This window comes from Nostoc sp. JL31 (assembly GCF_017114965.1).
In the GTDB taxonomy this organism is placed as follows: domain Bacteria; phylum Cyanobacteriota; class Cyanobacteriia; order Cyanobacteriales; family Nostocaceae; genus Nostoc; species Nostoc punctiforme_A.
Genome location: NZ_JABXKO010000047.1, coordinates 137,583 through 164,030, shown reverse-complemented (window position 1 = coordinate 164,030; position 26,448 = coordinate 137,583). Strand labels below are relative to the sequence as shown.

The 26,448-nt window shown below is 37.7% G+C and carries 23 protein-coding genes; 9 read left to right on the top strand and 14 right to left on the bottom strand.

Annotated features, from left to right (window positions below; all coding sequences use genetic code 11):
• Positions 1-154: 154 nt before the first annotated feature.
• On the top strand, positions 155-1,243 hold the full coding sequence (locus HWQ43_RS11955; RefSeq protein ID WP_292733355.1) for an endo-1,4-beta-xylanase: 1,089 nt from the start codon (positions 155-157) through the stop codon (positions 1,241-1,243).
• Between the two features lie 284 nt (positions 1,244-1,527).
• Here HWQ43_RS11955 and HWQ43_RS11950 read toward each other — a convergent pair whose 3' ends face one another.
• The 10 genes from HWQ43_RS11950 to HWQ43_RS11905 form a co-directional block, all read right to left on the bottom strand.
• Positions 1,528-2,352, bottom strand: coding sequence for a WecB/TagA/CpsF family glycosyltransferase (locus HWQ43_RS11950; RefSeq protein WP_292733352.1), 825 nt, complete (start codon positions 2,350-2,352; stop codon positions 1,528-1,530).
• A 127-nt stretch (positions 2,353-2,479) separates the two neighbouring features.
• Entirely contained in the window at positions 2,480-3,631 is a 1,152-nt protein-coding gene (locus tag HWQ43_RS11945; protein WP_292733349.1) for a glycosyltransferase family 4 protein, read from the bottom strand.
• 108 nt (positions 3,632-3,739) lie between these two features.
• The gene (locus tag HWQ43_RS11940; RefSeq protein ID WP_292733346.1) at positions 3,740-4,633 is read right to left on the bottom strand and encodes a glycosyltransferase family 2 protein; all 894 of its coding nucleotides are present in this window, start codon (positions 4,631-4,633) and stop codon (positions 3,740-3,742) included.
• A gap of 128 nt (positions 4,634-4,761) precedes the next feature.
• Positions 4,762-5,778, bottom strand: coding sequence for a hypothetical protein (locus tag HWQ43_RS11935; protein WP_292733343.1), 1,017 nt, complete (start codon positions 5,776-5,778; stop codon positions 4,762-4,764).
• Positions 5,779-5,802: 24 nt separating this feature from the next.
• Positions 5,803-7,074, bottom strand: a complete 1,272-nt coding sequence (locus HWQ43_RS11930) for a glycosyltransferase family 4 protein (protein WP_292733338.1) — start codon at positions 7,072-7,074, stop codon at positions 5,803-5,805.
• A gap of 48 nt (positions 7,075-7,122) precedes the next feature.
• On the bottom strand, positions 7,123-8,019 hold the full coding sequence (locus tag HWQ43_RS11925; protein ID WP_292733335.1) for an O-antigen ligase family protein: 897 nt from the start codon (positions 8,017-8,019) through the stop codon (positions 7,123-7,125).
• A 351-nt stretch (positions 8,020-8,370) separates the two neighbouring features.
• Positions 8,371-9,297, bottom strand: a complete 927-nt coding sequence (locus tag HWQ43_RS11920; RefSeq protein ID WP_292733642.1) for a glycosyltransferase family 2 protein — start codon at positions 9,295-9,297, stop codon at positions 8,371-8,373.
• 24 nt (positions 9,298-9,321) lie between these two features.
• A complete protein-coding gene (locus HWQ43_RS11915; protein WP_292733332.1) occupies positions 9,322-10,644 on the bottom strand; it encodes a flippase in 1,323 nt (440 codons plus the stop codon).
• 120 nt (positions 10,645-10,764) lie between these two features.
• Positions 10,765-11,718: a glycosyltransferase family 2 protein gene (locus tag HWQ43_RS11910; protein WP_292733329.1), complete on the bottom strand. Its 954-nt coding sequence runs from the start codon at positions 11,716-11,718 to the stop codon at positions 10,765-10,767.
• Positions 11,719-11,788: 70 nt separating this feature from the next.
• Positions 11,789-13,996: a polysaccharide biosynthesis tyrosine autokinase gene (locus HWQ43_RS11905; RefSeq protein WP_292733326.1), complete on the bottom strand. Its 2,208-nt coding sequence runs from the start codon at positions 13,994-13,996 to the stop codon at positions 11,789-11,791.
• A 1,152-nt stretch (positions 13,997-15,148) separates the two neighbouring features.
• On the opposite strand from HWQ43_RS11905, the gene HWQ43_RS11900 reads away from it, so the two are divergent.
• The 7 genes from HWQ43_RS11900 (at position 15,149) to HWQ43_RS11870 (ending at position 19,814) form a co-directional block, all read left to right on the top strand.
• Positions 15,149-15,532, top strand: coding sequence for a hypothetical protein (locus HWQ43_RS11900; protein ID WP_292733322.1), 384 nt, complete (start codon positions 15,149-15,151; stop codon positions 15,530-15,532).
• 72 nt (positions 15,533-15,604) lie between these two features.
• The gene (locus tag HWQ43_RS11895) at positions 15,605-16,033 is read left to right on the top strand and encodes a deaminase (RefSeq protein ID WP_292733319.1); all 429 of its coding nucleotides are present in this window, start codon (positions 15,605-15,607) and stop codon (positions 16,031-16,033) included.
• Between the two features lie 210 nt (positions 16,034-16,243).
• Positions 16,244-16,519, top strand: a complete 276-nt coding sequence (locus HWQ43_RS11890; RefSeq protein WP_292733316.1) for a hypothetical protein — start codon at positions 16,244-16,246, stop codon at positions 16,517-16,519.
• An 843-nt stretch (positions 16,520-17,362) separates the two neighbouring features.
• Positions 17,363-18,382, top strand: a complete 1,020-nt coding sequence (locus HWQ43_RS11885; RefSeq protein WP_292733313.1) for an RNA polymerase sigma factor, RpoD/SigA family — start codon at positions 17,363-17,365, stop codon at positions 18,380-18,382.
• A 115-nt stretch (positions 18,383-18,497) separates the two neighbouring features.
• Entirely contained in the window at positions 18,498-18,992 is a 495-nt protein-coding gene (locus HWQ43_RS11880) for an ureidoglycolate lyase (protein ID WP_292733309.1), read from the top strand.
• Positions 18,993-19,166: 174 nt separating this feature from the next.
• The gene (locus HWQ43_RS11875) at positions 19,167-19,514 is read left to right on the top strand and encodes a translation initiation factor (protein ID WP_292733306.1); all 348 of its coding nucleotides are present in this window, start codon (positions 19,167-19,169) and stop codon (positions 19,512-19,514) included.
• A 141-nt stretch (positions 19,515-19,655) separates the two neighbouring features.
• On the top strand, positions 19,656-19,814 hold the full coding sequence (locus HWQ43_RS11870; protein ID WP_292733303.1) for a YqaE/Pmp3 family membrane protein: 159 nt from the start codon (positions 19,656-19,658) through the stop codon (positions 19,812-19,814).
• A gap of 271 nt (positions 19,815-20,085) precedes the next feature.
• Here the strand turns inward: HWQ43_RS11870 and HWQ43_RS11865 are convergent, their stop codons facing one another.
• From HWQ43_RS11865 to lpdA, 4 genes are all read right to left on the bottom strand, one after another.
• Entirely contained in the window at positions 20,086-20,748 is a 663-nt protein-coding gene (locus HWQ43_RS11865) for a carbonic anhydrase (RefSeq protein ID WP_292733300.1), read from the bottom strand.
• 585 nt (positions 20,749-21,333) lie between these two features.
• A complete protein-coding gene (locus HWQ43_RS11860; RefSeq protein WP_069072137.1) occupies positions 21,334-21,585 on the bottom strand; it encodes a DUF5340 domain-containing protein in 252 nt (83 codons plus the stop codon).
• A 243-nt stretch (positions 21,586-21,828) separates the two neighbouring features.
• Positions 21,829-22,719, bottom strand: coding sequence for an indole-3-glycerol phosphate synthase TrpC (trpC, locus tag HWQ43_RS11855; RefSeq protein WP_292733297.1), 891 nt, complete (start codon positions 22,717-22,719; stop codon positions 21,829-21,831).
• A gap of 90 nt (positions 22,720-22,809) precedes the next feature.
• Positions 22,810-24,234, bottom strand: coding sequence for a dihydrolipoyl dehydrogenase (gene lpdA, locus HWQ43_RS11850; protein ID WP_292733294.1), 1,425 nt, complete (start codon positions 24,232-24,234; stop codon positions 22,810-22,812).
• Between the two features lie 429 nt (positions 24,235-24,663).
• Here lpdA and HWQ43_RS11845 point away from each other — a divergent pair, with 429 nt between their 5' ends.
• Positions 24,664-26,436 carry an SWIM zinc finger family protein gene (locus HWQ43_RS11845; RefSeq protein WP_292733639.1) on the top strand — a complete coding sequence of 591 codons (1,773 nt, stop codon included), beginning with the start codon at positions 24,664-24,666 and terminating at the stop codon, positions 26,434-26,436.
• The last annotated feature ends 12 nt before the right edge of the window (positions 26,437-26,448 follow it).

The window sequence follows — 26,448 nt, the reverse complement described above, 5'->3', positions numbered from 1 at the left end:
TATATTCTAGGTTAACTAGGGCACAATAATAACCAGTATGATTTTTATACAGTAAAATAATAATAAATGTATTTTTTATTAAGTGTAATTTATGCCTGATCGGAGAAAATTTTTAACAAGAGCAGGATATACTACCCTTTCTGCTTTATTCACTATGGGGTTTTTACAAAAGGATAACCAAAAAGAAGACCATAGCAGGAATTCTCTTGCAGCAAATTATACAAATGCAAATTCTCCCCTTCGGCAATTAGCTGCCGCCAAAGGGAAGCGTTATGGCGCAGCAATTGCTAGTGATATTCTGCTAAAAGAGAAGGATTATGCTAATCTGATTGCTCGTGAATGTTCGATTGTGACACCGAATGGTGAATTAAAATGGAACGCTACTGAACCACAACCAGGAAAATTTACCTTTGAATCAGCAGATGCGATCGCCAATTTCTGCCAAAAACATAAGATAGACTTGCACGGGCATACCCTTTTCTGGCACATGGGAAGACCAGACTGGGCAACATACCCCCCTACACTTAAGATGATCGAACGCCATGTTAAAGGAGTCATGGGGCATTATCGCAATAGTCCCGTTTTAAAATCTTGGGATATTGCCAATGAAATCATCGCTGATAGTGAAAATGAAACCGACAATGCTACCTACGGTTTGCGTAAAGGGGTAAAACCAGAATTAATTCGAGACTTGTTTTTAATTGCTGCATCAGTTGATAACAGCAAGAAATTTTACCTAAACGATTTCGGCATCGAAGGCGCTACATGGAAATCAGAGCGTTTCTTAAAAATGGTCGAATATCTGAAGAATAGTGGCGTTAAAATTGACGGGGCAGGTATCCAATCGCATCTATGGTTTTCTACTGCCTATGGTTTTGACGAGAAAGGATTTAATTCCGTCTTAAAACGGCTTAACGATCTTGAAGTTAAACCAATAATCACAGAATTAGATATTATTATTGATACGCCATTGCCCGATAGTATTAAAAAGCTAGACCAAATGGTAGCCGATAGTTACAAGCGATATCTTGATCTGTGCTTTGCGGCTAAAGTCGATACTGTCATTACATGGGGACTTAGCGATCGTCATACCTGGATACGTCATCCCGAGTGGATGCCAAAAAAAACTTTTAGAAACAATCCAAGTCTCTGGAAATTTCTGCGTCCGCTTCCCTTCGATGAGAACCTACAATCTAAACCAGCCCGCAATGCTATAGCCCAGGCTTTTCAGGAATCAACTTAATAACTCCACCCAGATATAAATATAGCATTTCCTCAGCAACTGAGGTACACCCAAATCTTGTTTACCAAGCTTAGTAGCTTTGAAAATGTACCTCACTATGCCGGGAACTACTACATCATTTTTAAATATTATTTTAAGCAAAATAGATGGAGATATTTTTAGTTATTCACTATTATGAAAGTTGAATAAGACTTACTGACTAATTAATTATTAAATCTTAGGACAACATTTCATAAATTCGTGACGAATTGAGCAACCTGCTGGTAAGAGTATGAGAGACTCGATCAAGCTACGAACTTTTGAAATTTCGTACTTAGAAATACCAGCAGGTTATTTTTTTTTCGTTTACTTGAGATACTCCAAATTTCTCGTAAAAATAATGTGCCAACAAACCAAGGCTCAAGTAAGTAACGTTTCCAAAGTCTTTTCGGTTCAGATAACAAGCGATACAACCATTCCAACCCCACTTTTCCCATCCAGCGAGGAGGAGTAGGTATTGCTCCTGCTATATAGTCCATACAGGCTCCACTAGTCAAAATAGTGTTGGTATGAAGATGTTCAAGATTTTCGTAAATCCAATACTCTTGGCGTGGCATACCCATTCCCACCATTAATACATGGGGTTTGTAAGCATTAATTGCAGCCACAGTGGCGAGATTTTCTTGACTATCTTTATCTATATCAATATAGCCATGAGCGCAAGCAATCTGTAAACCAGGAAATTTCTGGCATAAAATATTTGCTGCTTTTTCAGCAACTCCTGGCTTTGAACCTAAATAAAATACACGCCAGCCTTTAGTAGCAGCTTCTGCCATCAGAGGCCATACCCAGTCAGCATAGGTTACTCTTTGTTCGCGTTTAATTGGAAAACCCAACAACTTTCCAATAAACACTAAAGGCATACTATCAATATGGGTATATTCTGCCTTGGAATAAAAAGCTTGCATTTTTAGATCGTTATGGAAGAGATAAAGACTATGTAAGTTGTGATTAGCAATAATCCATTTTTCATCCTGCTTAATAGATTCTTCAATCAATAAATTTAAGTCAACGATGGAGAGTGCATCCACTTGAGCACCAATAATTTTATAAGAAAATCGCTTTTTCATATCTTGTTTTTTTTGATAAATATGAGATGTTATTTAAAAGTCAAGGTGAGTATTGGAAAATTAGTTAGTAATAGTTCACTACTGAAATGCCTAAGTTTTTTAGTTAAAAATTATTATTTAAATATAACTAAAAAGCACTTATTTTCATGAGGATTTCTGCAATATTCTGTGATCTTGCATTCCAGGAATACTTTTCCGTAATTAAAGTATATGCTGTATCTACAAGTGATTGATATTTATCAGTATTTGAAGCAGCATCAAGTATTGTATTAGCGACTTCCTCGCTAGAGTATCCTGTTACTAACAGATGTTCTAAATTGCGAAATTCTTCTAAACCTCGCAAGCCTTCTGGTGTTGATACAACTAATTTCCTACTAGCGAAATAATCTAATGCTTTATTGCGAGCGCCACCTGCTACTGCTTGTTTTGAAAATGGCAACAAAGCAATATCTGCATATTTCAGATGGGCGATAAAGTCTTCTCTTTTAGGTAAAAATCCTAAAAAAGAAATGTTAGAGGGTATTGGTTCTGAAATATCACTACTATCCCTACCAATGACAACAAAATGTACTTTTTGTTGATGACTTTCAAGGCATTTAGCGACCTCAATAGCCATTGATACAGACATATCATTAGTTGGAAATTGAAATGTTTTGGGAGCAATAATAACCACTATTTTAGCTGGTCTCAATGCTTGATAAGGATCTTTATCTGGAAAAACTTCAGTATTGAGTAAGTCTTCAGTAACTCCATTCCCGATAGAATATATTTGCTGTGGAATTTTTCCATACCATTGGGAAATTAGTTTAGGAATTGATTCACCTGCTGCAATAATTGGACTACCAGAGAATATTAAAATTCCCTGAGCAATATATGTCTTAATACATTGTGCAAACTCTTTAAAAGGATTGGCAACTGAAAACAAGCGCATCCAGTATTCATAAGGCGAAAATGTATGAAAATCCAACACAAGAGAGGAACTACTGTATTTTCTAAGCTTTAGTGAAATTAAAGCAGCCAATCCAGGTAGTGTTTCTTGAGCATACACAATGTCTGGACAAAACTCGTCGATGCATTTTTCTATGGATTGAATATATGACTTCAAGCTTCTTGATCCAATAGAAAGAGAAGGTGCATAATCCACAGATGAACAATCTAAACCTAGCTGAAAAACATCAAAATGTTTAGTAAGATATTGTCCTAGATAAAAAGGTCTAGTAAATGCACCAAATGGCTGACTAGAATCGAGAGTTGAGACAATTAGTAAGCGTTTACCCATAAAATGATTGCTGATTATTATTTTATAAATTGAAATTACATTTGTCAAATTATTAAGATAAGTTATAACTTATCCAAATATCATCTACCAATGACTCTTGTGCAAGTATTAAACTTCTGAGCCAGTTTGATTAATATCCTCAGAAAAGGTAGGAGAGGTAGCCAAATCTTTGTAACCAATAATTGCTCTGATATAAGGTAAGAACCAGTAAAATATCCAAAATGGCCCAGAGTGTCTGCTACAAAATATAGTCCATGATTTCAACGGAAATGCTTTAATTTGTAGTACTTTTTTCAAGCGTTCTAATAGATTTAAATTAGTATCTGCCCAACTATTACGGATAGAATTTTTAGTACAAGTACCAATATACCCAGGAGCTACCCATATTTGAAAACCCAATTTATGCGCTCTCAGGGCATAATCTAAATCTCCTAAACTATGAACAAAAGCTGTATCAATATTGCCAACTTTGGCGGCAACACTTTTAGGAATTAGCACGCAGTTACCATACATAGCATCGCATTTTTGGATAACAGAACTTGGTTCTAAAAATTCAAACTTATTAGAGTACCACTTTTTAGATTTTACCGCTCCTCCATAAGTTGCTTTTCCTGTAATTGAGTCTTTAGTTGAACCAACTACAATTGAGTCTGGATAAGCAAGTTCCGTCAAATTTTGATGAACCTGTAATAGTTTACTCACAGCATTGCCTTCCAAAAATGTGTCATCATTCAACCACAGATAATAATCATATTGATATTTTATTGCTTCACCAAAAGCGAGATGCATTCCTCCCACCCAAAATAAATTGCCATTACCTTGAAGAATTTGTACTTCTGGATATTCTGCTTTAACAGCCTCTGTAGTCCCATCAGAACTACCATCATCGGTTAAATAAACATCACAATAATTTTTTTGCTGATATAAAGCACTTAGACAGGCAAGAGTTGTATCCCGTCTGTTATAACATGTCATAATTACAGCTAGATCCGCTTTTTTCATCCCATTTATCTCCTAATAATATGTACAAAAATAGTTAATGCAAATAATAAATTTAGATACCTTTTTGATGGATTTTATTCATAATCTAAATTATCAAATTTTTACCTTTTATCTATCGTGATGTCAGTTTAAAACTTAACCCTGCTTTCTATCCAGCCACTGAAATTAATATCTAAATTAAAGCTTTTTAGCTTTTGTTCCATTCTTCTGACTCTCAACAGATATCGATGCCAAACTGATACACGAGGCATATTAAGTCTGATAACCTCTTCACATAACCATTGATATTTATCTGAATTGACATTAAACTTTTTCAATCTTTTTATTTGCCCATACCAATCGTTATAAAAAAATAAGTTGAAATAATGAATGGATATAATATCATCCCAATGTTTAATTTGTATTTCTTTTGATAAACGGTTATGTAAAGGTAATGGGTAACTATAATTAGGAGGAAGATGTTCAACGTTTTCTTCCAAGGCACATAAAGTTACAGACAGAACAGACTGCTCAACAAAATAAATACCTTGAGGAGGAGTAATATCCAAGCGCATTACTTTTTCAAAGTTCTCTTTCCAAGTTGTAAATATACCTGCACTCCTTCTTACAGCAACCAAACCAGAATTCCAGTAGGCTCTGATTCTTTTATTACCAATTGGTGTGTCAACAAATACCTCACGCTTTACTCCCAGTATTTCATATAGTTTTTGCCAATACCATTCTTGAGGATCTTGCAGACCTGTAGAACCAATTCCTTGACCATACTCAGGACGCATCCGTACATTACAATCTACGGGCAATAAAAATTCTTTTGGTTCAGAAAAAAAGCATTTGTCACTGTCTAAAAAAACCAATATTTCTGCATCGATATTTTGTTCGGCATAGGCACAAACTAGGGGCTTATTGGCTAAATAATATTCATGAAATTCTCGATTTATTGGAATTTGTTGATGAGTCACCTGCAATGCTTCAAAGGCTTGTTGGGTTTGTTTTAATATCGGTTCACCTACTCTAGGATGGAAACTATATATAGGTGTATTTTTCAATTCGCCGCAGAACTTACGAATACTTTCTGCAAGCATCAAAGATTGACCTTCTAAACGGCCAGGTTCTGTACAAATTATAAAAGCTATAGGTATTGACATATTATGAAGTATTGATTTACTAAGTTAATTACTCAATGAAGATTTCTTGGCTATCATCAATATTTCCTGAAACAAGGCTGAATAACGACCTGCTTGAAGTTCTAGAGTGAATTCTTTCTCTGCTTTATCACGAGCATAAAATGATAGTTTTTGCAACCTCTGTTCATTTTCAAGTACCCAGGTGATTCCTTTGGCAAAATCCTCAACTTCATAAGGTTTAGCCAAATAGCCATTCTGCTGATGATCGACAATATCTTTTAAGCCAGTAGCATTAAACGCCACAACTGGAGTACCACAAGCGAATGATTCCGAAGCTGTCTGTCCAAAAGATTCTTGAAGAGATGGTACAAGCATTACATCAGCAGCTGAGTAAACAGTCGCTAAAGATATATCATCATGTAAGTGTCCCAAATAGTGGGTTTTGAAGCCTAAATCAGGTGGATTTTCGGGTTGAGATGCTCCAAAAATCACAACTTCCAAGTCATCCTTCCAGCCAGATTTACTCAATTCTTGTAAAGCTGGTTGCAATAAATGAAATCCTTTATTTCTATCGCTTGTTGCTTCTATCGCTCCAAAAAGTATCAGCTTCTTATCCTGGGGTAGATTGAGTGCTTCGCGGGCAAAATGTTGATTAATCGGTCGATATTTTTGAGTATCCAGTCCGTGGGGAATTACCTCGATTCGCAAATTCTGAAACAAAGAACTGGAACGAGCGCACTGCGCTAACCAAGAACTTGGTGAAACCAGAGTTAAATTTAAATTTTTCCAGGCTTTTACTTTGCGCTGCCATACCCAACGAGATAGATCCCACTCATTACCACTGCTGAGTTGAGGACAAGCCCCACAGGATACTTTGTAGCGATCGCATTCTCCAGTAACGTGACACCCTCCAGTAAACCCCCACATATCATGGAGAGTCCAAACTAGAGGACGCTTCAGTTTAGCAAATGTTTCTATTTGCATAAAACCTCCGCTAATCCAATGAAGATTGATTATATCTGGATTAATCTGAGCAACTTTAGGAATAACTCTATCTGGCAACCATTGAGTAAAAAATGGAGTATTTTTCTTTTGACGATAAAGCTTTAATGGCAAACTTTCAACTGTCAACTTTGCCTTAGCAATGCCTTGAAACAGTCTAATTTTAGGTGCAATTACTGTTTTATCATTACTATATTTTTCCTGAACTAACATTTGTGACTGTAGTCCTATATCCTGTAAACCTGCGTGTAAGCGATATGCAGCCCTCGCTGCACCGCCATTAATATCATGGGTACTAATATGTAAAATTTTCATTTTTATTAACTTAATAATCACTAAAACTATTTCTGACTGGCATAAAAACTAATTGACTAAAATATTTTTACGATTTCGTTGATATTCAACAGTCAAAGATAATGACATGGTGATATACATTAACCAATTCCAGCTAGGAGTTAATAATCTGGCTTCTGAAAAATTAACTATGACTATAATAATTAGCATCTGCATTGGCCAATAATCTTCCGGCTTTTTAGCGACAGAAATAATTCGAGTCAATGCCATTACGAAAAACCGGATAAACCCTGCTGCAAAAGTCAAAAATCCTACAAATCCCAATTCTAACAATAATTCTAAAAAACCATTATGGGCGTTACTTGCCCAATCGTAAGTAGCTCTTAATTTGGATGCAGCATTACTAGTCCAAAATCCCGAAAATCCATAACCTAACCAAGGTCTTTCCAAAATCTTAGAAATTACTAGCTCCCAAAGATCAGAGCGTCCATTGAAGGTAAGGTCTTTACCAGAAGTACCAACTACAGTTTCGGCATTATTGAGAAGTAATATTGAAGAAATCATCAGTAACATCAAAGTTGAAGTGATCGTAATAACTTGTAATTTATAATTAGTTTTCTTCAGGGATCTATAGAAAGGTAAAAGTAATATCATTGTCAATAAAATCGTTAAAGACGTTGTTGAACGTGAAAGGATAATTAGACATATAGATATCCCACATAGTGTCCACATCAACCAGCGATATCGATGGACACTAAGAGCTAGGTGCAAAAAAACTCCTGCACTCCAAGCCATCATGTAACCTAATTCATTTTTATGACCATAAATTCCACTCCACATACCTAGTAATTCAGGTGATTCGTGAATATAACCTGGTACGAATGCAGAAAATAGCATAGATAATGATGCAGCTACCCCAAGTGCCCAAGCTATCAGCTTAATTTGTTCCTTAAGGGGATAACGCATTGCTAAATAGATGGCAAGAAAATATATTCGGATTAGACCTCTTAAATAAGTAAGACTAGAACTTAGGTCTTCTGACCATAAAAGAGAAAATATAACTATTGCTAGTAACAAAAACTGTAGTGGACTTCTAATAATTACATAAATAAAACCTTTCCAGTATAAAATTAGGAAATAAAATAGGATTAAATATGAAACTATATTGAAGATAGTATCTAGCTTATCACCTCCAAGTGTAGACATGGAAACTTCTTGTGCGGGGTGTATTGTTAATGCCCCTACAGCAATGAGTAATAGCAAGATAGTTAATATTTTTTCAGTTAATTTTACTTTCATTTGGGATATTTAATTAATCTATTTTTTTATCGCTGAGTAATTCAACCTTTTCTTCACTTCCTCTTTAAAAATGTCCAACGCAGTTGCTTTATAGACTGTTTTCTGTGTAAAATTATCTGCTTCTACATTCCTGACAATAAATGGTGGATGCTTTAAGGGAAATTCCATTGCTTGCATCGGCATATTGATGAAGGAAAATTCTTGATTTGAAGTGAAATGAGTTGCGTCTGCACCAACACCGACATTAGAGATTAAATTGACATTGGGAATAATACTTAAGCTTCTCTGCATCCAACAAGCAAATGTCCATTGGTAATCCCAGGTTATACCTGTAGGATTATCATAAACAGATTGAAATATTCGTTGCCAATAATTTACCGCTTTTTGATCTATAAGAATGTCATGTAAAAGGTTTTCTGCTTGCACCTCTTTCCAGAGTTTGATAGTCAAATCATAATGTTGCCAAGCACGTCTCCAACTTGCCCAACCCCAGCAGTGGTTGTAGTGAGAAAAATAGTAACTGTAATTTGTACGTTTTTGTTCAAGTTGAAGATTTTGAGCAGAGATTGTGGCGATTCTGGTATCATTTCTATATTTTTCTAGCAGTTCTTGGCTAAACCTGAAAAAACTTGGGTGAGGAATACAATCATCTTCTAAAATAATTGTTTCCTCAACATTATTAAACACCCAATCTAAACCACTTGATACCCGTTTTGCACAACCTAAGTTGATATCAGAATAATTTTTTATTACTTCACAATCCCAATCAACTCTCTCAATAATTTCCCTAGTCGATTCGCATTTTTCTGCCTCACCTTCGCGGTTAGTGCGGGGACCATCTGCAATTACAAAAAGTTTTGTTGGCTTGGCTTGGCGAATAGCCTCAAAAACTTTTTCTGTTATTTGGGGGCGTTTAAAAATGATAAAAGTTACTGGTGTTTGCATCATATAAAATTTAAATAATAACGATCAGTATTTGTAAAAATGAATAAGCGATCGCACCTGAATTTTAAATAGCTTTTGTGTTCTTGAATCAAATGCATTACATATAAAAGCAGCAGCAGCTTGAGATATTATTGTTGCGATCGCAGCCCCAAGTCCTGCATATTTAGGAATAAGTAATAAATTGAGAATAATGTTTAGTATCGCTCCAAATAAAGTCTTACCTAAAGAAACGTGGTTCAAACCTTCAGCAATAAACCAAGGTGATGTTGCAAGACCCATAAATACAAACAAAGAAGTCCAAATATGAACTGCTAATATTGGTCCTGCCTCTGCATATCCACTTCCAAACATCACCATAATTATCTTGTCAGATAAAAAGGACATTGGAAGAGCAATTGCTAAAGATATACATGTCATGAGACTGAGTAATTGTCCTATTCGCTGATAGTAAAGACTTTCTGATTTTTCCTTGGCGGCATAAATTGCTGGAGCAACAGAAGAAACAATAGCCCCCGGAATAAAATACCAAATTTCAGAAACACGTACAGCCGCAGAATAAATACCAACCTCACTATCTCCGATCATTTGACCTAACATCACCTGATCTATTCTCATAAAAATCATGATGGCGAACCCCGAAAAAATTAGAGGTAAACTCTCTTTCAGAAGAGTTTTGGCAGCCGCAATGCTCCAACGCCATAACCACAATGAAGACCCTTTGACTTGGTAAACAATTAGTAAGCCAATTGCACTCATTGCAAATTCTGCTAATGTTACCAAAGCAAAAGCTAGCAACGGTGCTTTTGTTAAAATCAGTACGATTTTGATGAGAGTATTTAGCAGAAACGCCGTGTTTTTAGCGATTACAGTATATTTTGACTGCACCTGTGATTGAAACCACAGTTCAATAGTATCAGATGCCCTAAAAACTCCTGCTATTCCTAAAATTGCAACTAGCCATATCTTTAGTGTTTCATGCTCACCTAAGAAAAACATCGTGCTAACTGCCAATAAAACAGAAGCAATTCCACCCAAAAATTTTAGCCAAAAAGTAGTTCCTAAAATTTCCTCTTTGTTTGATGATTGACGCACAAGATGGCGAACTACTACGTCGTCTAGTCCGAGAGTAAAAATTGGGCTGAATAAGGCAACAAAAGCTAAAGCATAGTTAAATAGACCATACTGTTTTACTCCTAAATAACGTGCTACCCATACTCCTACAACCAAGCTTGCACCCATACGTAGAATGCGATCGGCAAATAACCAACCTGTATTAGCAACAATTGCACGCAGTCCAGAACGAGATTTAAATTTCGAGAAGTTTCTAATTTTTAATTTGTTTAACATTATTTTTGTGAATTAATCACATACAATTATTTATATTTATCAATCTCGCTCATGCAACTTTTTCATTTTCTCAAATACAAAAGAAAGTGTATTTATTCAGTAACTCACATTATTGAGCGCTTACAAGGTTTTTAATTTGCCACTAATCAAAATTTTCAAAAAATAGCTAAGTAAGAAAATAATGCCCTTGATTTTCCAATACAAACTATGCTCAAATAAAAATATTATTTTCAAATAAGTAACAAAATCCTGATATTTTGGGCATGGTATTGTTTGTAACTCCTTGATAGATGTAAAAGCTAAGAGTAATGGGGAGCTAAAATTGTTTTTTTGCAGAATGTAATTAAACAAGGAATTGCGTTTCCAGAATCTTTTGTATTCATAGTTTTTGTCTACATCTAAAAAGTTCTTATTATGATACTGATTGTTTTCATGTATTCTATACATCACTAAAGGTTTAGACATATAAAACTTTTTAGCCCCCACCAAAGAAGCTCCCCATATCAAACAGTCATCAGCCCTTACACGCCAATCTTCTAAATTTGGAATAGGTAAAAATTTTCTGACTATTTCTCTACGTATTGATAATGTTGAAGTTATGGAACCAATCCATTCACCATTATATAAAGTTCTAATTACTGAATAACCCAAATTTAAATCAACTGCATCGTCTTGAAATGTCCCTTCTACTGCTCCAAATTTTTTATACGCACAAAATACAAAATCACATTCACTGCGTCTAGTGTAAAAGTTTAGGGCATTTTCTAAATACTGAGGTTCATAAATATCATCAGCGTCTAAAAAAAATATAATGTCACCAGTTGCAGCTAAAAAACCTTCATTAAAAGATGATAATTGTCCTTGATTTTGTTCTTTCAAGATAGATTTAACATTAGCTACTTGAGTAAAGTTATTGATAATTTCCGCCGAATTATCTGTGGATGCATCATCAACAATGATAATTTCATCAAATTTAACAGTCTGATTTAAAGCGCTATCAATTGCTTCAGAGAGAAATGGAGCATAATTGTAATTATTAATTAAGCAAGAAGTTTTGATTTTAGTTTTATCCATTATTCCTACAGTCACAAAATTGGGTTTAGATGGTTGTAGTGATGGTAGCTTTTACATTTTCTAAGAGAACTTAACGCTCTTTGCGAAATTTAGTTAAACTGCTAGAAGATACTAAATCTTGTTCAATTTGTCGTTTTTTATTGTCATAAAAATAATTATTAGGTTCATTTTTAGTATTCACACCATTGATGACTATCCCTAATACCTTCTGACCTGACTGAGTTAAAAACTCTTTAGCTGCATTTGCACTGTTCAAGTCAACCACTCCAGGACGAACGACTAATAAGATACCGTCAGTCAAGGTGCTTAAAACAGCAGCATCTGCTATTCCTGACAGTGGAGGAGTATCGAAGATTACAAGATCGTAATCTCTCCCAAAGCTACTAATTAATGTCACCATACGTTGAGAATCTAGCATTGCCACTGGATTGGGAGGCAAAGCTCCAGAAGTAAGAACTTCCAGATTAGGCATGACTTCCTGAATGACTGTATCTAAAGAAGCTTGATTCATTATGATATTACTTAGTCCCATTGTATTTGTTAGCCCCCAGATATGATGCTGTATGGGATGACGCATATCTGCATCCACCAACAACACCCTACGCCCCGCCTGAGCCATAGTCACAGCTAAATTTGCAGATACGTCAGACTTTCCTTCTTTGGCAACGGAACTTGTAATTACAATGCTTTTGAGCGGTTTATCAGAACAGAGGAACTTCAAGTTCACTTGTAGTATTTGATATGCATTACCAACAGGGAAGTAAGGAATATCTCTGCCAATAATTTTGGGAATAGGTCTATCAAGTCCTGGTATAGAAGAATGATCTTTACCATTTCTACCTTGTGTAGGAATCACTCCCAAAACACTGTATCTCAAGACTTCTTTGGCTTCTTTGACGGTCTTCACCGAGCGGTCTATCAAGTCTAAAGTAAAGGCGACAATGATACCTAAGAAAAAACCAATTCCTGCTCCACCAATAATAAACAGCATTTTTCGAGGACCTTCTGCTTTATCAGGGGTTAAAGCATAGGAAATAACACGAGCATTAGGAATCTTTTGATTCTGTGCAATATCAATCTCTTGGCGTTTCTTTAAGAGTGTTTCGTAAGTCGTTTGAGCTGCTTGCAGTTTCCGTTCTAGCTCTCGTTGACTTTGTTCTAGCCTTGGCAAATTATTTGCTCGTTTGATATAGGCATTTTGCTGTTGTTTGAGTGTGGCAATTTGTCTCTCCAGTCCAACACGTTCTGCCTGAGCACGAGTAATATCTGCAATTAGGCTTTGCCGCAGTTGTCCAACCTGTAAACTTCCCTGTGTTATCTGCGCTCCACCAGCTACTTGTCCTGTCCGCTCTTTTAACAAGTTCTTAAGAGCTAAGACTTTTTCTTCTAAGTTAGTAATTGTAGGGTGTTCAGGTGAAAAACGGGTACGCTCTAGTGCAAGTTGGCTTTCTGTTTCTTGAAGTTGGGCTAGCACTTTCTGAACTCCAGGTGCTTGACTCAATTCAGATTCGATTACACCTTGCCGTGAATCTACCTGAGCTTCACTGCTTAACTGTTCTAGACGACCTTTCACATCATCTAGTTGAGCTAAAGCTTGAGAAATTTGGTTTCCTAACTTAGAAATGGTATCGACTGCTGCGGCTGCTTCTTGTTCTAGGACAACAACCTTATTCGTTTCTTTAAATAGCCGCAGTTTTGATTCGGCTCTTCTGACAACTTCCTCAGCTTTAGGTACTTCCGTTACAAGAACTTGTTTGGCTGTCCGCGCTTCATTCTGATTAGCCTTTATATTTAGATCGATATAACTGTCAATAACTTCATTAACGATTTTGGCAGCTAGTTCTGGATCGCCACCTTTATAAGAAAGTTGTACAACATCAGTGCCTTTAATTCCTTCTATTTTTAGTTGTTTTGCCAAATCGGGAATCGAGAGCAGTTTGCCTTGACTATCTTTAAGATTGAGGGAATTAATCGTTTTCTCAATTACTGGATTTGATCCAATAACTCTCACCTGAGTTTCCAGGGGATTGTCGTTCACATTCAAAGCTTCTAGGCGTCCTATGTCATCCGGTAAGCCCGTGAGTGAGGAAGAGCGATTTGTTTTAATCATCAAACTTCCTTCTGCCTTGTATGAAGGTTTTAGTGAAAATGCATACAAGCATCCAAGGCTAACAGATATGGCAAAAATTCCAACTAGAGGTAGCCAACGCCGTTGAAAAACTTCTAAGTATTTCTGAATATTTACTTCTTCAAAATTTGGTAAAGATTCCATCGTCATAATATATGTAAACTTTTATAAAAAAAAAGACTATTTACTTACAGCAGATTGTTCTCACAATTTGGAATACAGTAACACTGTAGTCTACCTTGTGGTATTAATATTTGGGTTGATTATTAGCTAATACCTTATTGCTAAGGTTCTTCAATATCTGAAGTTAACTAATAGTTTAGATTGATATTCTACTGACAGCAAAGCCAGGATAACTCACAATTTTATCCCTGATTTAGTTGCTTTCCATTTTTGGGGCTTAATTTTTGTTAACTTAGTTTTGTGTTACTACTAACGCAAGTATTGATTAGTAACCTAACAATCACCATCATATTATGTAAGAACACTGATTTTAATAACTTTACAAAAAATTTATACAAAATACTAATATATTCACTCTCGGTTTGCTGATTTTGAAAAGACAAGAGGAGTCAATTCCTTCAGGTAAGGAATAGTTCAATTGTGCTAGTCTATAAGCAATGTAAGCACTTCGGAGATAGGCTTTGGACAGTGAAAAGAGATACCTAGAAAGACTAGATGGATATTTCCTTAAGCTACTTCAAAACTTTAACTAACAATGAATTCTTGCTCTGAACAATAGTCAATGGGAATAATACGGGACTGGCAATCATAAAATTGCATGATTTGAGTATTGAACCTATAAGGACTCACAATCAGTTTAATTTTTACTGCTCCCTCCTGTCTGATCGCTCGCTACGATAAGACAAATTTTTGCGCTGACCGACTTAGTACAGGTAATTAAGTCGGTACAAATGATTAGAAGACAAGTGGTAAGACAAAATTAATTTACACAAAATTTAATCTTCAACCCTATCCAGCTTGAATTTAACGTAGCCTAACAAAGGAGTATCAAATGACAGCGTGGTTAGAGCAATAAATTAGTTTACATCAGACTAGTACAAGACAGCAGAAATCCAGCTACTATCTCAATTAACCAGACAAATAGCTCAAGCAAATTGTTCAAGGTTGCCAAACTTCAGTCATATTTTACTAGATTTCACTATATTTTTAATGAAGTTTAGCTATATTTATTATTACCTGTGTTAAGCTGAAGTACTCAAGCTAGCCTCCTATTTCTTTGTTTTTGGATTTAGGCAATTGTAATTATTAAACTGACATAAAATGTTGAGAGATTGAATTATGAAATCCTCTTCTATTCTCTTAGCCGTTGTGATTAGCGCACTCACTCTCAGTCAGAGAGCCGATGCTAACCAAGAGAATGTTCCTATAACAATAGGCGATCACGATCGGGTTGGAGTTTTATTGACAGAACCAGCTACGATTAACGCTACATGGAGCAATTTTATAGGACAGAGTAATAATCCAAAACAAACTGCTGAATCAATTTCGCTAATGCAGGAGCGAGGATGCCAAAAAATTAACCCGCTTGAGTTCATCAATAACCCAAGCGCTTTTTTTAAGCAATGTCAGGAGCCAACCAAGACTCAAAGTACTGAACCAATTGAGTATCTCAAGGTTCCTAAACTGGATTCTGGTATTCGTGTGACAGTTACTAAATTTTGATATAGGAACTTTTTTAACAATAGATAGCTAATTCTTGGTAATGTGATTTATCTAGATAATTTACACTCAAATATGGATGAAATATTTATGCTGGCTGCTTTAGCTCAAAGCAGAAAAGCTTTGCCTGAATGTTTGCCGAACCCACCAGTAGGCTGTGCGATCGTAGATGGTCAAGAGATAGTAGCTAAAGGATACACGCAAGCACCAGGAAAACACCATGCTGAAGCTGACGCACTTAAACAGATTCAAGGCAAAGCTTTCAACTTGTTGAAAATGTATGTAACTCTTGAACCTTGTTCTTTTCATGGACGCACACCTGCATGTGCTTTAGCGATCGCTGAAGATTGTCGGATAGAGGAAATATATGTATCTATACTTGATCCCGACCCGCGCAATAATGGTAAAGGATTAGATATTCTCAGAAAAGCAGGAAAAATAGTTAATGTTGGATTATGCGCCAATGAGGTGAATGCTTTTCTTAACCGATATCTACTAAAGTGATGGTTGAAGAGTTAGATTAAAACTTCAATATAGTACCATTTTCCCAAAAATCTTTGCAATAAGCTAACCATCTATGTAGATGCATAACTGTACTTTTGTGTCAACTAAAAGTTGAAACTAGTAAGCGAGAAAGCTGTGAGATGTTCCTTCATTAGGAATTTTAGACTATTTTCGACTTCTCCAGAAAGTGGGAATGTTGTTGTTCAAGCTATGCTGCACAACAATCAACTAGATACCCTTACACAAAAATTTTTTTGCTTCAAGAGGATATTAGGGCGATCGCGGGTGTTGCTGTCTTGCCAAGTATCATCCTTGATGTTAGTCTTACCACTGTTAGTACTTTTATTCCATAAAATTTCTCTAGGAGTAATCAAGTTGATAATACCGCATCCAATGCAGATGTCTGCATACAATTATGACACAAGTGCAATTGTCACAGATATCTGCGTCTTCTTGATTATCCTAAATCCCAGGAAAGAGATATGAGTCAGAATGAATGTACAGATGTAGCACTGCTACGTCTATGCAAGTGTTCTCGATACTGCATAATTAATTTCACCAGATGGCTAATCACTAAGTATTTGACCAGATTCTTAAAGGAAGGCTGTTATTAAAGAGGGGGAGCAGAAGAAGTTCTTTATTTCATGTTTAACGATCGCCCACTATCTACCTGGCTTACTATGCTTAGATTGTATTACAAAAAAAATGAGGTAATAAAGGGATATTTTATATTTAATGAGTTTTCATTTAATGAGATTACATCTATTGATAAGCGACTATTAACACTTCAATAAATGAACTTTTTGTGATATTTCAAAACTTACTATTAATAATTTACTCTTAGATAATGGAATCGTTGTTTGGTATTTTTTACTTTTTCCAGTAACCGCATTGGATAACTAGACGAAATTTAATTGTTAATTGTATTTTAGAATATGCAAAAATCACTGATAAAGGAATGTAATTACTTCAAAGGATATGCTAATGATACTTTAGGTAATTGATTTGTGACTGGTGATGATGTTATTATTAAGGGGTGGGTTGATTTTGGGTTTATTATCTCCAACAATTAACTTGTAATGTATCATAGACCAGAATTCATCAGTGTTGCAAATTGATTAGACCTCTTGCATAAATTACAAATTAAGAACCCCACCCCGCCAAAGCGTAGCTTTGTCTCCCCTCCCCGAAAGCGGGAAGGAAATTAAGGGATGGGGTGTTAAGTACTTTTGCAAGATATCTATTGATTAGCAGTGTGAAATGGCTGTGGGTCTGAATATCTAGACTTGATACCAATAAATTGATGAGGTTACAGAGGAGCAAATAACCATGAGCAACTTAACATCTCCACATACCGAAGTTCAAAAAACGAAGAAAAAAAGTTTAGCCGCAGATAAAAAGCCTCGAGCTACAGATGATATTGTGCGTAGTTATCTGCAAGAGATCGGGCGTGTAGATTTGTTGACTCGCGAACAAGAGGTTATTTTTGCCCAACAAGTGCAGCAGATGATGAATTTATTAGCTGCTAAGGAAGAATTAGCTGTGAAATTAAACCACGAGCCCACACTGCAAGAATGGGCAGATCGGGTGGAGTTAAGTGTGGAGGTGCTAGAGCAACAGCTCAATTTAGGACATCAGTCCAAGCAGAAAATGATTCAGGCTAATCTGCGGTTAGTGGTAGCTGTGGCAAAGAAATACCAGCACCGCAACCTGGAATTTATGGATTTAATTCAAGAAGGTACTTTAGGTTTAGAACGAGGGGTAGATAAATTTGATCCTGCCCTTGGTTACAAGTTTTCTACTTATGCTTACTGGTGGATTCGTCAAGGAATTACACGGGCGATCGCTCAACAAGGACGTACAATTCGTTTACCGATCCACGTCTTTGAGAAACTGAACAAAATTAAACGGGTGCAGCGAGAATTATCTCAACAGTTGGGTCGCGTTCCCACTACTGCTGAAATTGCCACTGCTTTATCTTTGACACCTAGCCAAGTTCGAGAGTGTTTGTACTTAGCCCGTCAACCCTTCTCTCTAGAGGCGCGAGTTGGTGAACAGCAAGATACTGAATTACAAGACATATTGGAGGATGATGGTCCTTCTCCTGAAGATTATGCCGTTGAAGAATCTCTCCACCAAGACTTACAAGACTTATTGGCAAAGCTGTCGCCCCAGCAGCGAGAAATATTAACCCTGCGCTTTGGTCTAACTGATGGGTATGAACTTTCTTTAGCACAGATTGGCGATCGCATGGGTATTAGTCGAGAACGGGTGCGTCAGATAGAACAAAAAGCTCTCAGTCTCCTCCGCCGCCAAAAGGAACAAGTACGTAGTTATCTAGCTAGCTAAGGTTATTTTTTCATAATTGAAGGCATTGAAACTTAGGAAGTCACCATAATGGTTGTATAAAATTCAGTCATTTTGGGGGAAAATAAACGTAAGTAATCTCTCTTAAAGATTTGATATGAGTACATCAAAGACAGTGCAACAATTGCAGGTACAATGGGTGACTTCTGAAAACTTTCGGCGTTATGGACAGGTGATTTTTGCAAGTCTTGATGGGAAAACTTATGATGGGGAAGATGCCCAGTTAAACTTGCAAAACGGGATTCCAAAATTTTATATTATGCGATTGGAGAAGAGAGGGCGAAAGTTCCACAAAATTACTCGCCATGTGCAATGCACTCAATGTCTGGGTTCTTTGGAAGGAAAGGATTGGTTAATTGCAGTTTGTCCTCCTCATAATGATGAGAATGAACCAGCATTAGCAGAGATTACTGCTTTCCACATTCCGGGAAATTGTTTTATCAAGCTACATGAGGGAACTTGGCACGCTGGCCCCCATTTTGACCATGAAGCTGTAGATTTTTATAATTTGGAACTAGCTGATACAAATGTGGTGGATCATTTTACCCATGATTTTCTCAAGAGTCATCAATTAGAGTTTGAGATGGTTTAGGTAAGATTAGGTTTAATTATAGATATAGACAAGCCATTTTCCTGAATAGTTCAAGTATTACGTCAGTTTGGTTATGATGTATGGATGTGTAATGTTAGCCTAGAAATTGTATAGCAGCAGAATGGTTGCGTAGAAGTTTCCACTGCCTTTGAAATTTTTCTTAAACATTCATTTATGTCTTCTTCCAAGTCTCAATCTTCTGACAAAAGCTTTGTCTACCGCGAATTTGGCAACGACAACTCCGCCGCCATAGAAAGACCAATTCCAGAACTACCCCCACAACAACAAAATCTGAAAGTACAAGCTTCCCGCAAAGGACGCAAAGGCAAAACCGTCACAGTAATTAGTGGCTTTCAAGCCAAACCAGAAACCTTAGCAGATTTGTTGAAGCAGTTGAAAACTCAGTGTGGGACAGGTGGGACACTTAAAGATAACGAAATTGAAATTCAGGGCGAACACAAACAGAAAATTGTCGAGATTTTGACCAAGCTAGGTTACAAAGCCAAAATTAGCGGTGGCTAATCTTGAGTGCGGTTTAGCGTATCTTAACCGCGATCTAGATTAAGAGAGGAAATGTTATCTTTGAGAGGTACAAATAGACTTGAACAGTGGTAAATTAGTTTGCCAACAAGCTGTCTTTTCTGAGATTAACAGGAGGTTTAAATGGATTTAGTTCGGATTCTGTGTGCCATTTTCCTGCCGCCTTTGGGAGTTTTTTTACAAGTAGGTTTTGGTATAGACTTTTGGATTAATATACTTTTGACGCTGTTTGGTTACATTCCTGGGATTATTCATGCAGTATGGATAATTTCTAAGAAATAATTTTTTGTAGAAGTAGGTTAAACCTACCAATCTCTGTATTAGTGATTCTTATAGAGGCAATTCATGAATTGCCTCTATAAAAAAGTTTATAAACTTAACTACTTTGTATTCGGAAACTTAATTGAACGAAAATCTTTAAAAATACTACTTGATTTTTGAATTATACATAGACACTGCCCAATAAAACCCATATCTAAATAAAAGTTGTAAAAACAATATTTATCAAGTCTTAAATGTTGGCTTATATGTGGCGGAAAATACTGAATTAACTCTAATTTTTTAACATAGCATAGAGTCTAAACTCTAGAAGCAAGGGGCAGATGTGCAATTGCCATTGCACAGTTGAAACGTTTAAATCTTTGATTAACCCAGTGCGTATATCTAGTACCCAGCCGTGAACCATAGGTGCTTTTCGCTCATGGAGTACTTGACGCATGACGGAAGTTTGGTAAAGATTTTTCACTTGCGCCACAACATTGATTTCTGCCAAACGATTCAGACGTTCTTCTCTTGTTGGCAAAGCATCAATTTCTTCTTGTTTCTCTAAATACAATTCCCGAATCGGATTTACCCAGTTATCAAGAATTCCGATAGTTCTCCCCTCTAAAGCTGCCTTAATTCCTCCGCAATCGTAGTGACCACAAACAATAATGTGTTCCACTTTTAGGTGTAAAATTGCGTATTCTAAAACGGCTAAAAAGTTTATATCCGTTAGAGAAACTTGATTGGCAATATTACGATGTACAAATAACTCTCCTGGTTCAGTACGGGTAAACTTTGTTAATGCCAGACGACTATCAGAACACCCAATGTATAGAAAAGGTGGTGTTTGTCCATTAGATAATTCTTGAAAGTAAGTTGGATCTAGAGCTAGCTTTTCGGCAACCCAAGCCTGATTATTTCTGAGGAGTTGATCAATACTGTTGTATTTCATCTTTCGTCAAATTCGAGAGAGAATCTCATCAATATTTTAACTGATCTACAGTTTTGTCTAAATCAAGATGAACTTTTTCAGAGCTAAAATCTTATAAAGATGACAATTTTTATCTACAGCATCAATAGTATTTTTGTATAAATTGTCGAAGCCATAGCGATTCTCGCTTGAGTGAGTTGCAAGAACCCGAATCCCTCCCTGCAAGCAAAGAAGAGACTATGAATGTACCTGATATTATTAGGAAATGCTATAACCTAGTAGTTATCGAAAAAATAACTATGTATAACTTGAGGACAGTAGCTCAACAAATTAAGATTTATATTAATTAAAGTCTGAGCATTGAGACTGCCGATTTAAAATCTTCATCTACCATTTCTACATATTTTTGCAAAGTAGAGAAAGTTTTGTCAGCAGAATCTATGTAAATTCTTTGAAATCACACTCTAAACCGCGCATTTGAGTTAACTAAGTGCAGTGGGGTTTTTAAACACTGACCACTTGAATAAACAGAGACACTTTCTGATGATGGGAAGCTAACTTAACAAAGATGCCAAATTTGAGGTTGAGATATTTAGGTTATCAACTTCAATCGGGGGCAACAACTTTGCTATCGTTATGATGGTTGATTGACCAACGGTGATCGATAGTTACAGAGGAAAACTCGCAAATTTCTTCTAGTCGCTTTTGCTGTACAGCAGCTTTACGGAGAGTAATAATGAGCTGATTCACTTGATGCCGTAAATCTGGGTTATCATTGACCGCTAACATAGTTTGTCTTTCTAAGAGTTGAAGTATAAGTTCGTAGTGAATAGGTGAAGGTAGAGGAATTTGCTCCATGAAGTTAAATTTTGATTTCATATTTGGGATTTTGTATTAGTCACAGTTTGTTTCTTATTAATAAATTGTTACATAATAAATAACTAGTTGCTTATGGCTTTGATTTGATTAGCAATGAAGATTTGGCAAAGATATTGATGGTATTTGATGGCAAAGTGCTGCGTGTATACGCATAGTGTGCCCAATTGTTCAACTATTGTGTGCAGTCGTCCTGTTGTTTTTTGGGCAGGTGGGGTGTTTCTTTCAAAAATTCCTCGGTAATATACGAGCGATCGCAGCGCCGGGATCTGGTTGTTTTACCAAAGATTCTCCAATGAGTACAGCAGATGCACCTGCTGTCAGCACTAAACTCAAATCTTCTGGGTTGTGTAGTCCTGACTCGCTGACAACAAGGATATTTTTCTCTTGCAATTGTCTACCCCTTGCAGCCAAAAGTTCGCAAGTAGTTTGCAGATCAACAGAGAAATCTTCCAAATTGCGATTATTGATTCCTACTAAGGAGACACCATCTAAAGCTAACACACGGTCAAGTTCTGCCAAGCTATGGACTTCAACCAAGGTTGCCATTTTCAGGTTGTTAGCAATTTTCAAGAAGTATTTCAAATCTTGATCGCTCAAAATAGCCGCAATCAACAAAATAGCATCTGCACCCTGAACCCGCGCCAAGTATATCTGATAAGCATAAACGACAAACTCTTTGCACAGTAGGGGCAAATCTACGGCAGCCCGAACCTTGGCTAAGTTTTCAAAACTACCTTGAAAGAACTTGACATCTGTCAGCACAGAAAGACAACTAGCACCTCCTTGCTGATAAGACAGGGCGATCGCTACTGGGTCAAAATCTTCTCGTAAAGCACCTTTGCTAGGTGAAGCTTTTTTAACTTCGGCAATCAATGCTGGTTTAGTCTTACCTTGGCGCAAGGCGGCGACAAAATCACGCGTTGGCGGCGCAGTCAGTACCCGCTTCCGTAATTCTTGCAAAGGAACTTTTTCCCGCATTTGGTCATATTCTACTTCTTTCTGCCAGACAATTTCTTCCAAGATGTGGTTTGGCGCTGCATCAGGCACGACAGCCTGATAACGCAATATCGATACATCAATAGCTAGGTTAGGTGAACGGCGACGGATTTGCATAATTTGTCATTGGGCATTGGGCATTGGGCATTAGTCATTGGTCATTTGTCCTTGTTTATTGACAAAGGACAAATGACAGAGGACAAATGACTAAATGGCTCGTTTATAAGCTTCGTCTAGGACTTCCGAGAGTGTCGGGTGGGCGTGAACTAGATGTGCAAGATTGTGGACAGATTGACGGTTGGCGATCGCTGCTGACGCTTCATGAATTAAGTCTGAGGCGTGTAGTCCGAAAATGTGGACTCCTAAGACTTCTCCAGTGTCTTTGCGATATATCACCTTGGCAATACCGTCGGCTTCGTTTTCTGCCAACGCTTTGGAATTTCCTTTGAAGTAACTCCTACTTGTGGCGATTTCAAATCCTTCGGCTTGTCCCAACTCCTTAGCTGCTGTTTCAGTTAAGCCTACATAGCTGACTTCTGGGTGGGTAAATGCCGCTGCGGGGATGCTGCGATAGTCTACTATTCTTTCCCTCCCAACTATATTTTCTACCGCGATGATGCCTTGAGCAGAAGCCGCATGTGCTAACATCATCTTCCCATTAGCGTCGCCAATTGCCCACAAATGCGGCACGACTTCACCTGCTGATAGTACTGCCATGCGATCGTCTACTGGAATAAAATTCCGCCGATCGACTTCCACACCCACAGACTCTAAACCGAGATTTTTAGTCGCCGGGATGCGTCCCGTAGCCACCAAGCAAGCATCTACCTCGATGATATCTACATCTTCTTTGGTTTTGAAATCTGCTAACTCAATTACCACAGGTGAACCGGGAATAACTTTTTTGGCGTATATCCCGACTTTCGTTTCAATATCACGAGGAGTAATTAGCACTCGTTCGGCAAGTTTGGCAATATCGCGGTCAAATCCTGGCATTAACTGATCTAGGGCTTCAATCAAGGTGATTTCACAACCCAAAGCTGAGTAAATATCAGAAAATTCTAAACCGATGTAACCACTACCAATAATTGCCACCCAGTCTGGTAACGACTCTAATTTGACACCTTGATCGCTGGTAAAGACAGTTTTGCCGTCTACTTCAATCCCTGGAGGTACAAAAGGAATTGAACCGGGCGAAAGGATAATGTCTTTGGCTGTGATGGTTTTTTCACCACCGTCTCCGATGATCGAGACTTTTTGCGCCCCAGCGATTTTTCCCCAACCTCTGATGATATCGACTTTTAGACGTTTGAGGCTGTTGGTTAAGTCGCCTTGAATTTTCGAGACGAGATCGTTAGCATGATTAGCGATCGCTTGGCGATCGAATTCTACGCTACCAATTTGAATTCCCAGTGACTTGAGGTGGTGGGCATTGCGTAACTCCCGCACACGTCCAGATGCTGCCAGCAGCGCTTTAGAAGGAATACAGCCCCGATTAACACAGGTTCCTCCCATATCAGCAGCTTCAATAATTGCTGTTTTCAAACCACAACTTACGGCGTGTAAGGCTGCGCCATGTCCGCCTACACCAGCGCCGATAATTACTAAATCGTAATCATATCCTTGACTCACGTTAGTTTCCCCGTGTGCTTCGCCTATTTATTCTCAACTTGACCGACAATCAGCGCAACCCTTTTAATCAGTTATCAGTTATCAGTTTTATCGCTGAACTCTAAATCCCTTACCTTACATTACCCTGACTGTTTACTGTTGACTGTTCACTGATTTCAGGTTCGGGTATTGCTAACTCAAATTATGATTCACTCACTTCTGGCGAAAATATGGATATTTTCATTATATGGGTTGGTTTTCCCAGAAAAGCGACAAGAGATTAAGTGAGTATTTGCAGGGCAATGAAACTGATTTGCAGTTCTGAGCTAGTTAATGAATAGAAATTGCAGTCTTATTCAGAATCTCCACACCTTTTTCTTTACAGCGCGTTAGCGTAACACTAAGCTGGATTTAGGATTGATCCAGAAGATTTACGCAGGCGATCGCTCGATGTCTATTCCCCAAATTAGTGAATTTACTATCCGCCGTCATGCCAACGCAAAATCTTTCCAGCGGGGCGAGGCATATTACAACGCTGGTGCTGTTAATGCCGTTATCCAACGTGGTCATCTGCTTCAGGCTGTTGTAGGCACTGAAGCTAGACCTTATCATGTCAACCTGAATTTCGATAGCAGTGGGTTAACCTCAGTAAAATGCACCTGTGCCTACGACTATGAAGGGTGGTGCAAACACATTGTGGCGACGATGCTCGTTTGTGTGCGTAACTCAGAAAATATTGAGCAGCGCCCTACCCTTGAAGAACTACTAAATTGCCTGGATCGTATCGAAACTCAAAGGCTGCTGCAAGAGTTGGTAGCAGAATACCCCCCCCTAATTGAGGCAATTGACCGTCATGTAAGTTGGATGACAAATCCTGCTGACAACCAAACAACCATAAAATTCGTGCGCCGCAATACTCTTGATCCCGCTCCGTTTCGGCGGCAAGTACGCCAGATTCTCAAGGATACCGTGCGCTACTTTGAGGAGGGATACGAAGATGACCCAATTGGCGAAGATTTACTGAGTGTAGTGCAAACTGCGGTTGATTTTAGCGAACGTGGACAAGGTGAAAATGCGATCGCTATTTTGGAAGCGATTACCTCTACTTGTGCGGAAAATTGGGATGATGTTGCCGAATACGGCGCTGAAAATGATGAAGTTGTCGGGGAATTAAATAATGCTTGGTGTGAAGCAGTTCTGATTGCCGAACTTACTCCAGAAGAAAAAGTTGATATTCAAATAAATTTGGAAGCTTGGCAGGATGAGTGGAATGCTGATTTTGGTTTAGTCATGGAGGCTTTACGCCAAGGTTGGGATTATCCGCCGCTGGTACAAGTTCTCCAAGGTAACATTACTGAAAGGGGAGCATGGGAAGAAGACGTACCAGATTATGCCGATGATTTGGCATTAATTCGCCTGAAAATTCTCGAACGTCAAGAACGTTATCAAGAATACTTGTATTTAGCAGAAGCGGAAGGGCAAACTCAGCAATATCTGACAATGTTGGGGCGTTTAGGCAGGGTGGAAGAAGCAATTGATGCTGCTCAAACCCAGATGAACTCAATGGAAGAAGCCTTTGCCCTAGCGAAAACACTTAGCGTTCAGGGAGCGTTACAGCAAGCATTAGATATAGCCCAGAGTGGATTAAATTTACCGGGTAATTGTCAGTATGAATTGGGAATTTGGACAAGTGATTTAGCTATTGAGTTGGGTAATAGTGAAGCTGCCTTATTAGCAATCAAGGCAGCCTTTCAAATGAAGCCCTCTTTTGTGGATTACCAAAGGATGGCAGAATTGGCTGGGCAAAACTGGGAAAGTGTCAAAACAGACCTACTGAGAATTGTCCGTACTTATAGTGGTTGGGGAACAGAATCAGCCAAGGTGGATATATTCTTGCATGAGGGGCTAATTGATGATGCAATTGCGATCGCTAGTGAACTAAGTTCCGATCGTTCAGAGTTAATTCACCGAGTTATGGATGCTGCTATGTCTCATAATCCTGGTTGGGTGATTGCTAATGCTCGTCGCCGTGCCGAAAAGATTATGGATGCAGGTAAAGCCGAATACTACTATTACGCGGTTGAATGGTTGAAAAAGGCGCGTAATGCTTACCTGGAATCTGGGAAGAAAGCTGACTGGTTAAGCTATCGGGAAAACTTGATGCAAACCCACGCTCGTAAACGTAAATTGATGGGAATGTTTCAGCAAAGCGGTATGGAGTGAAGAAGGCAGGGC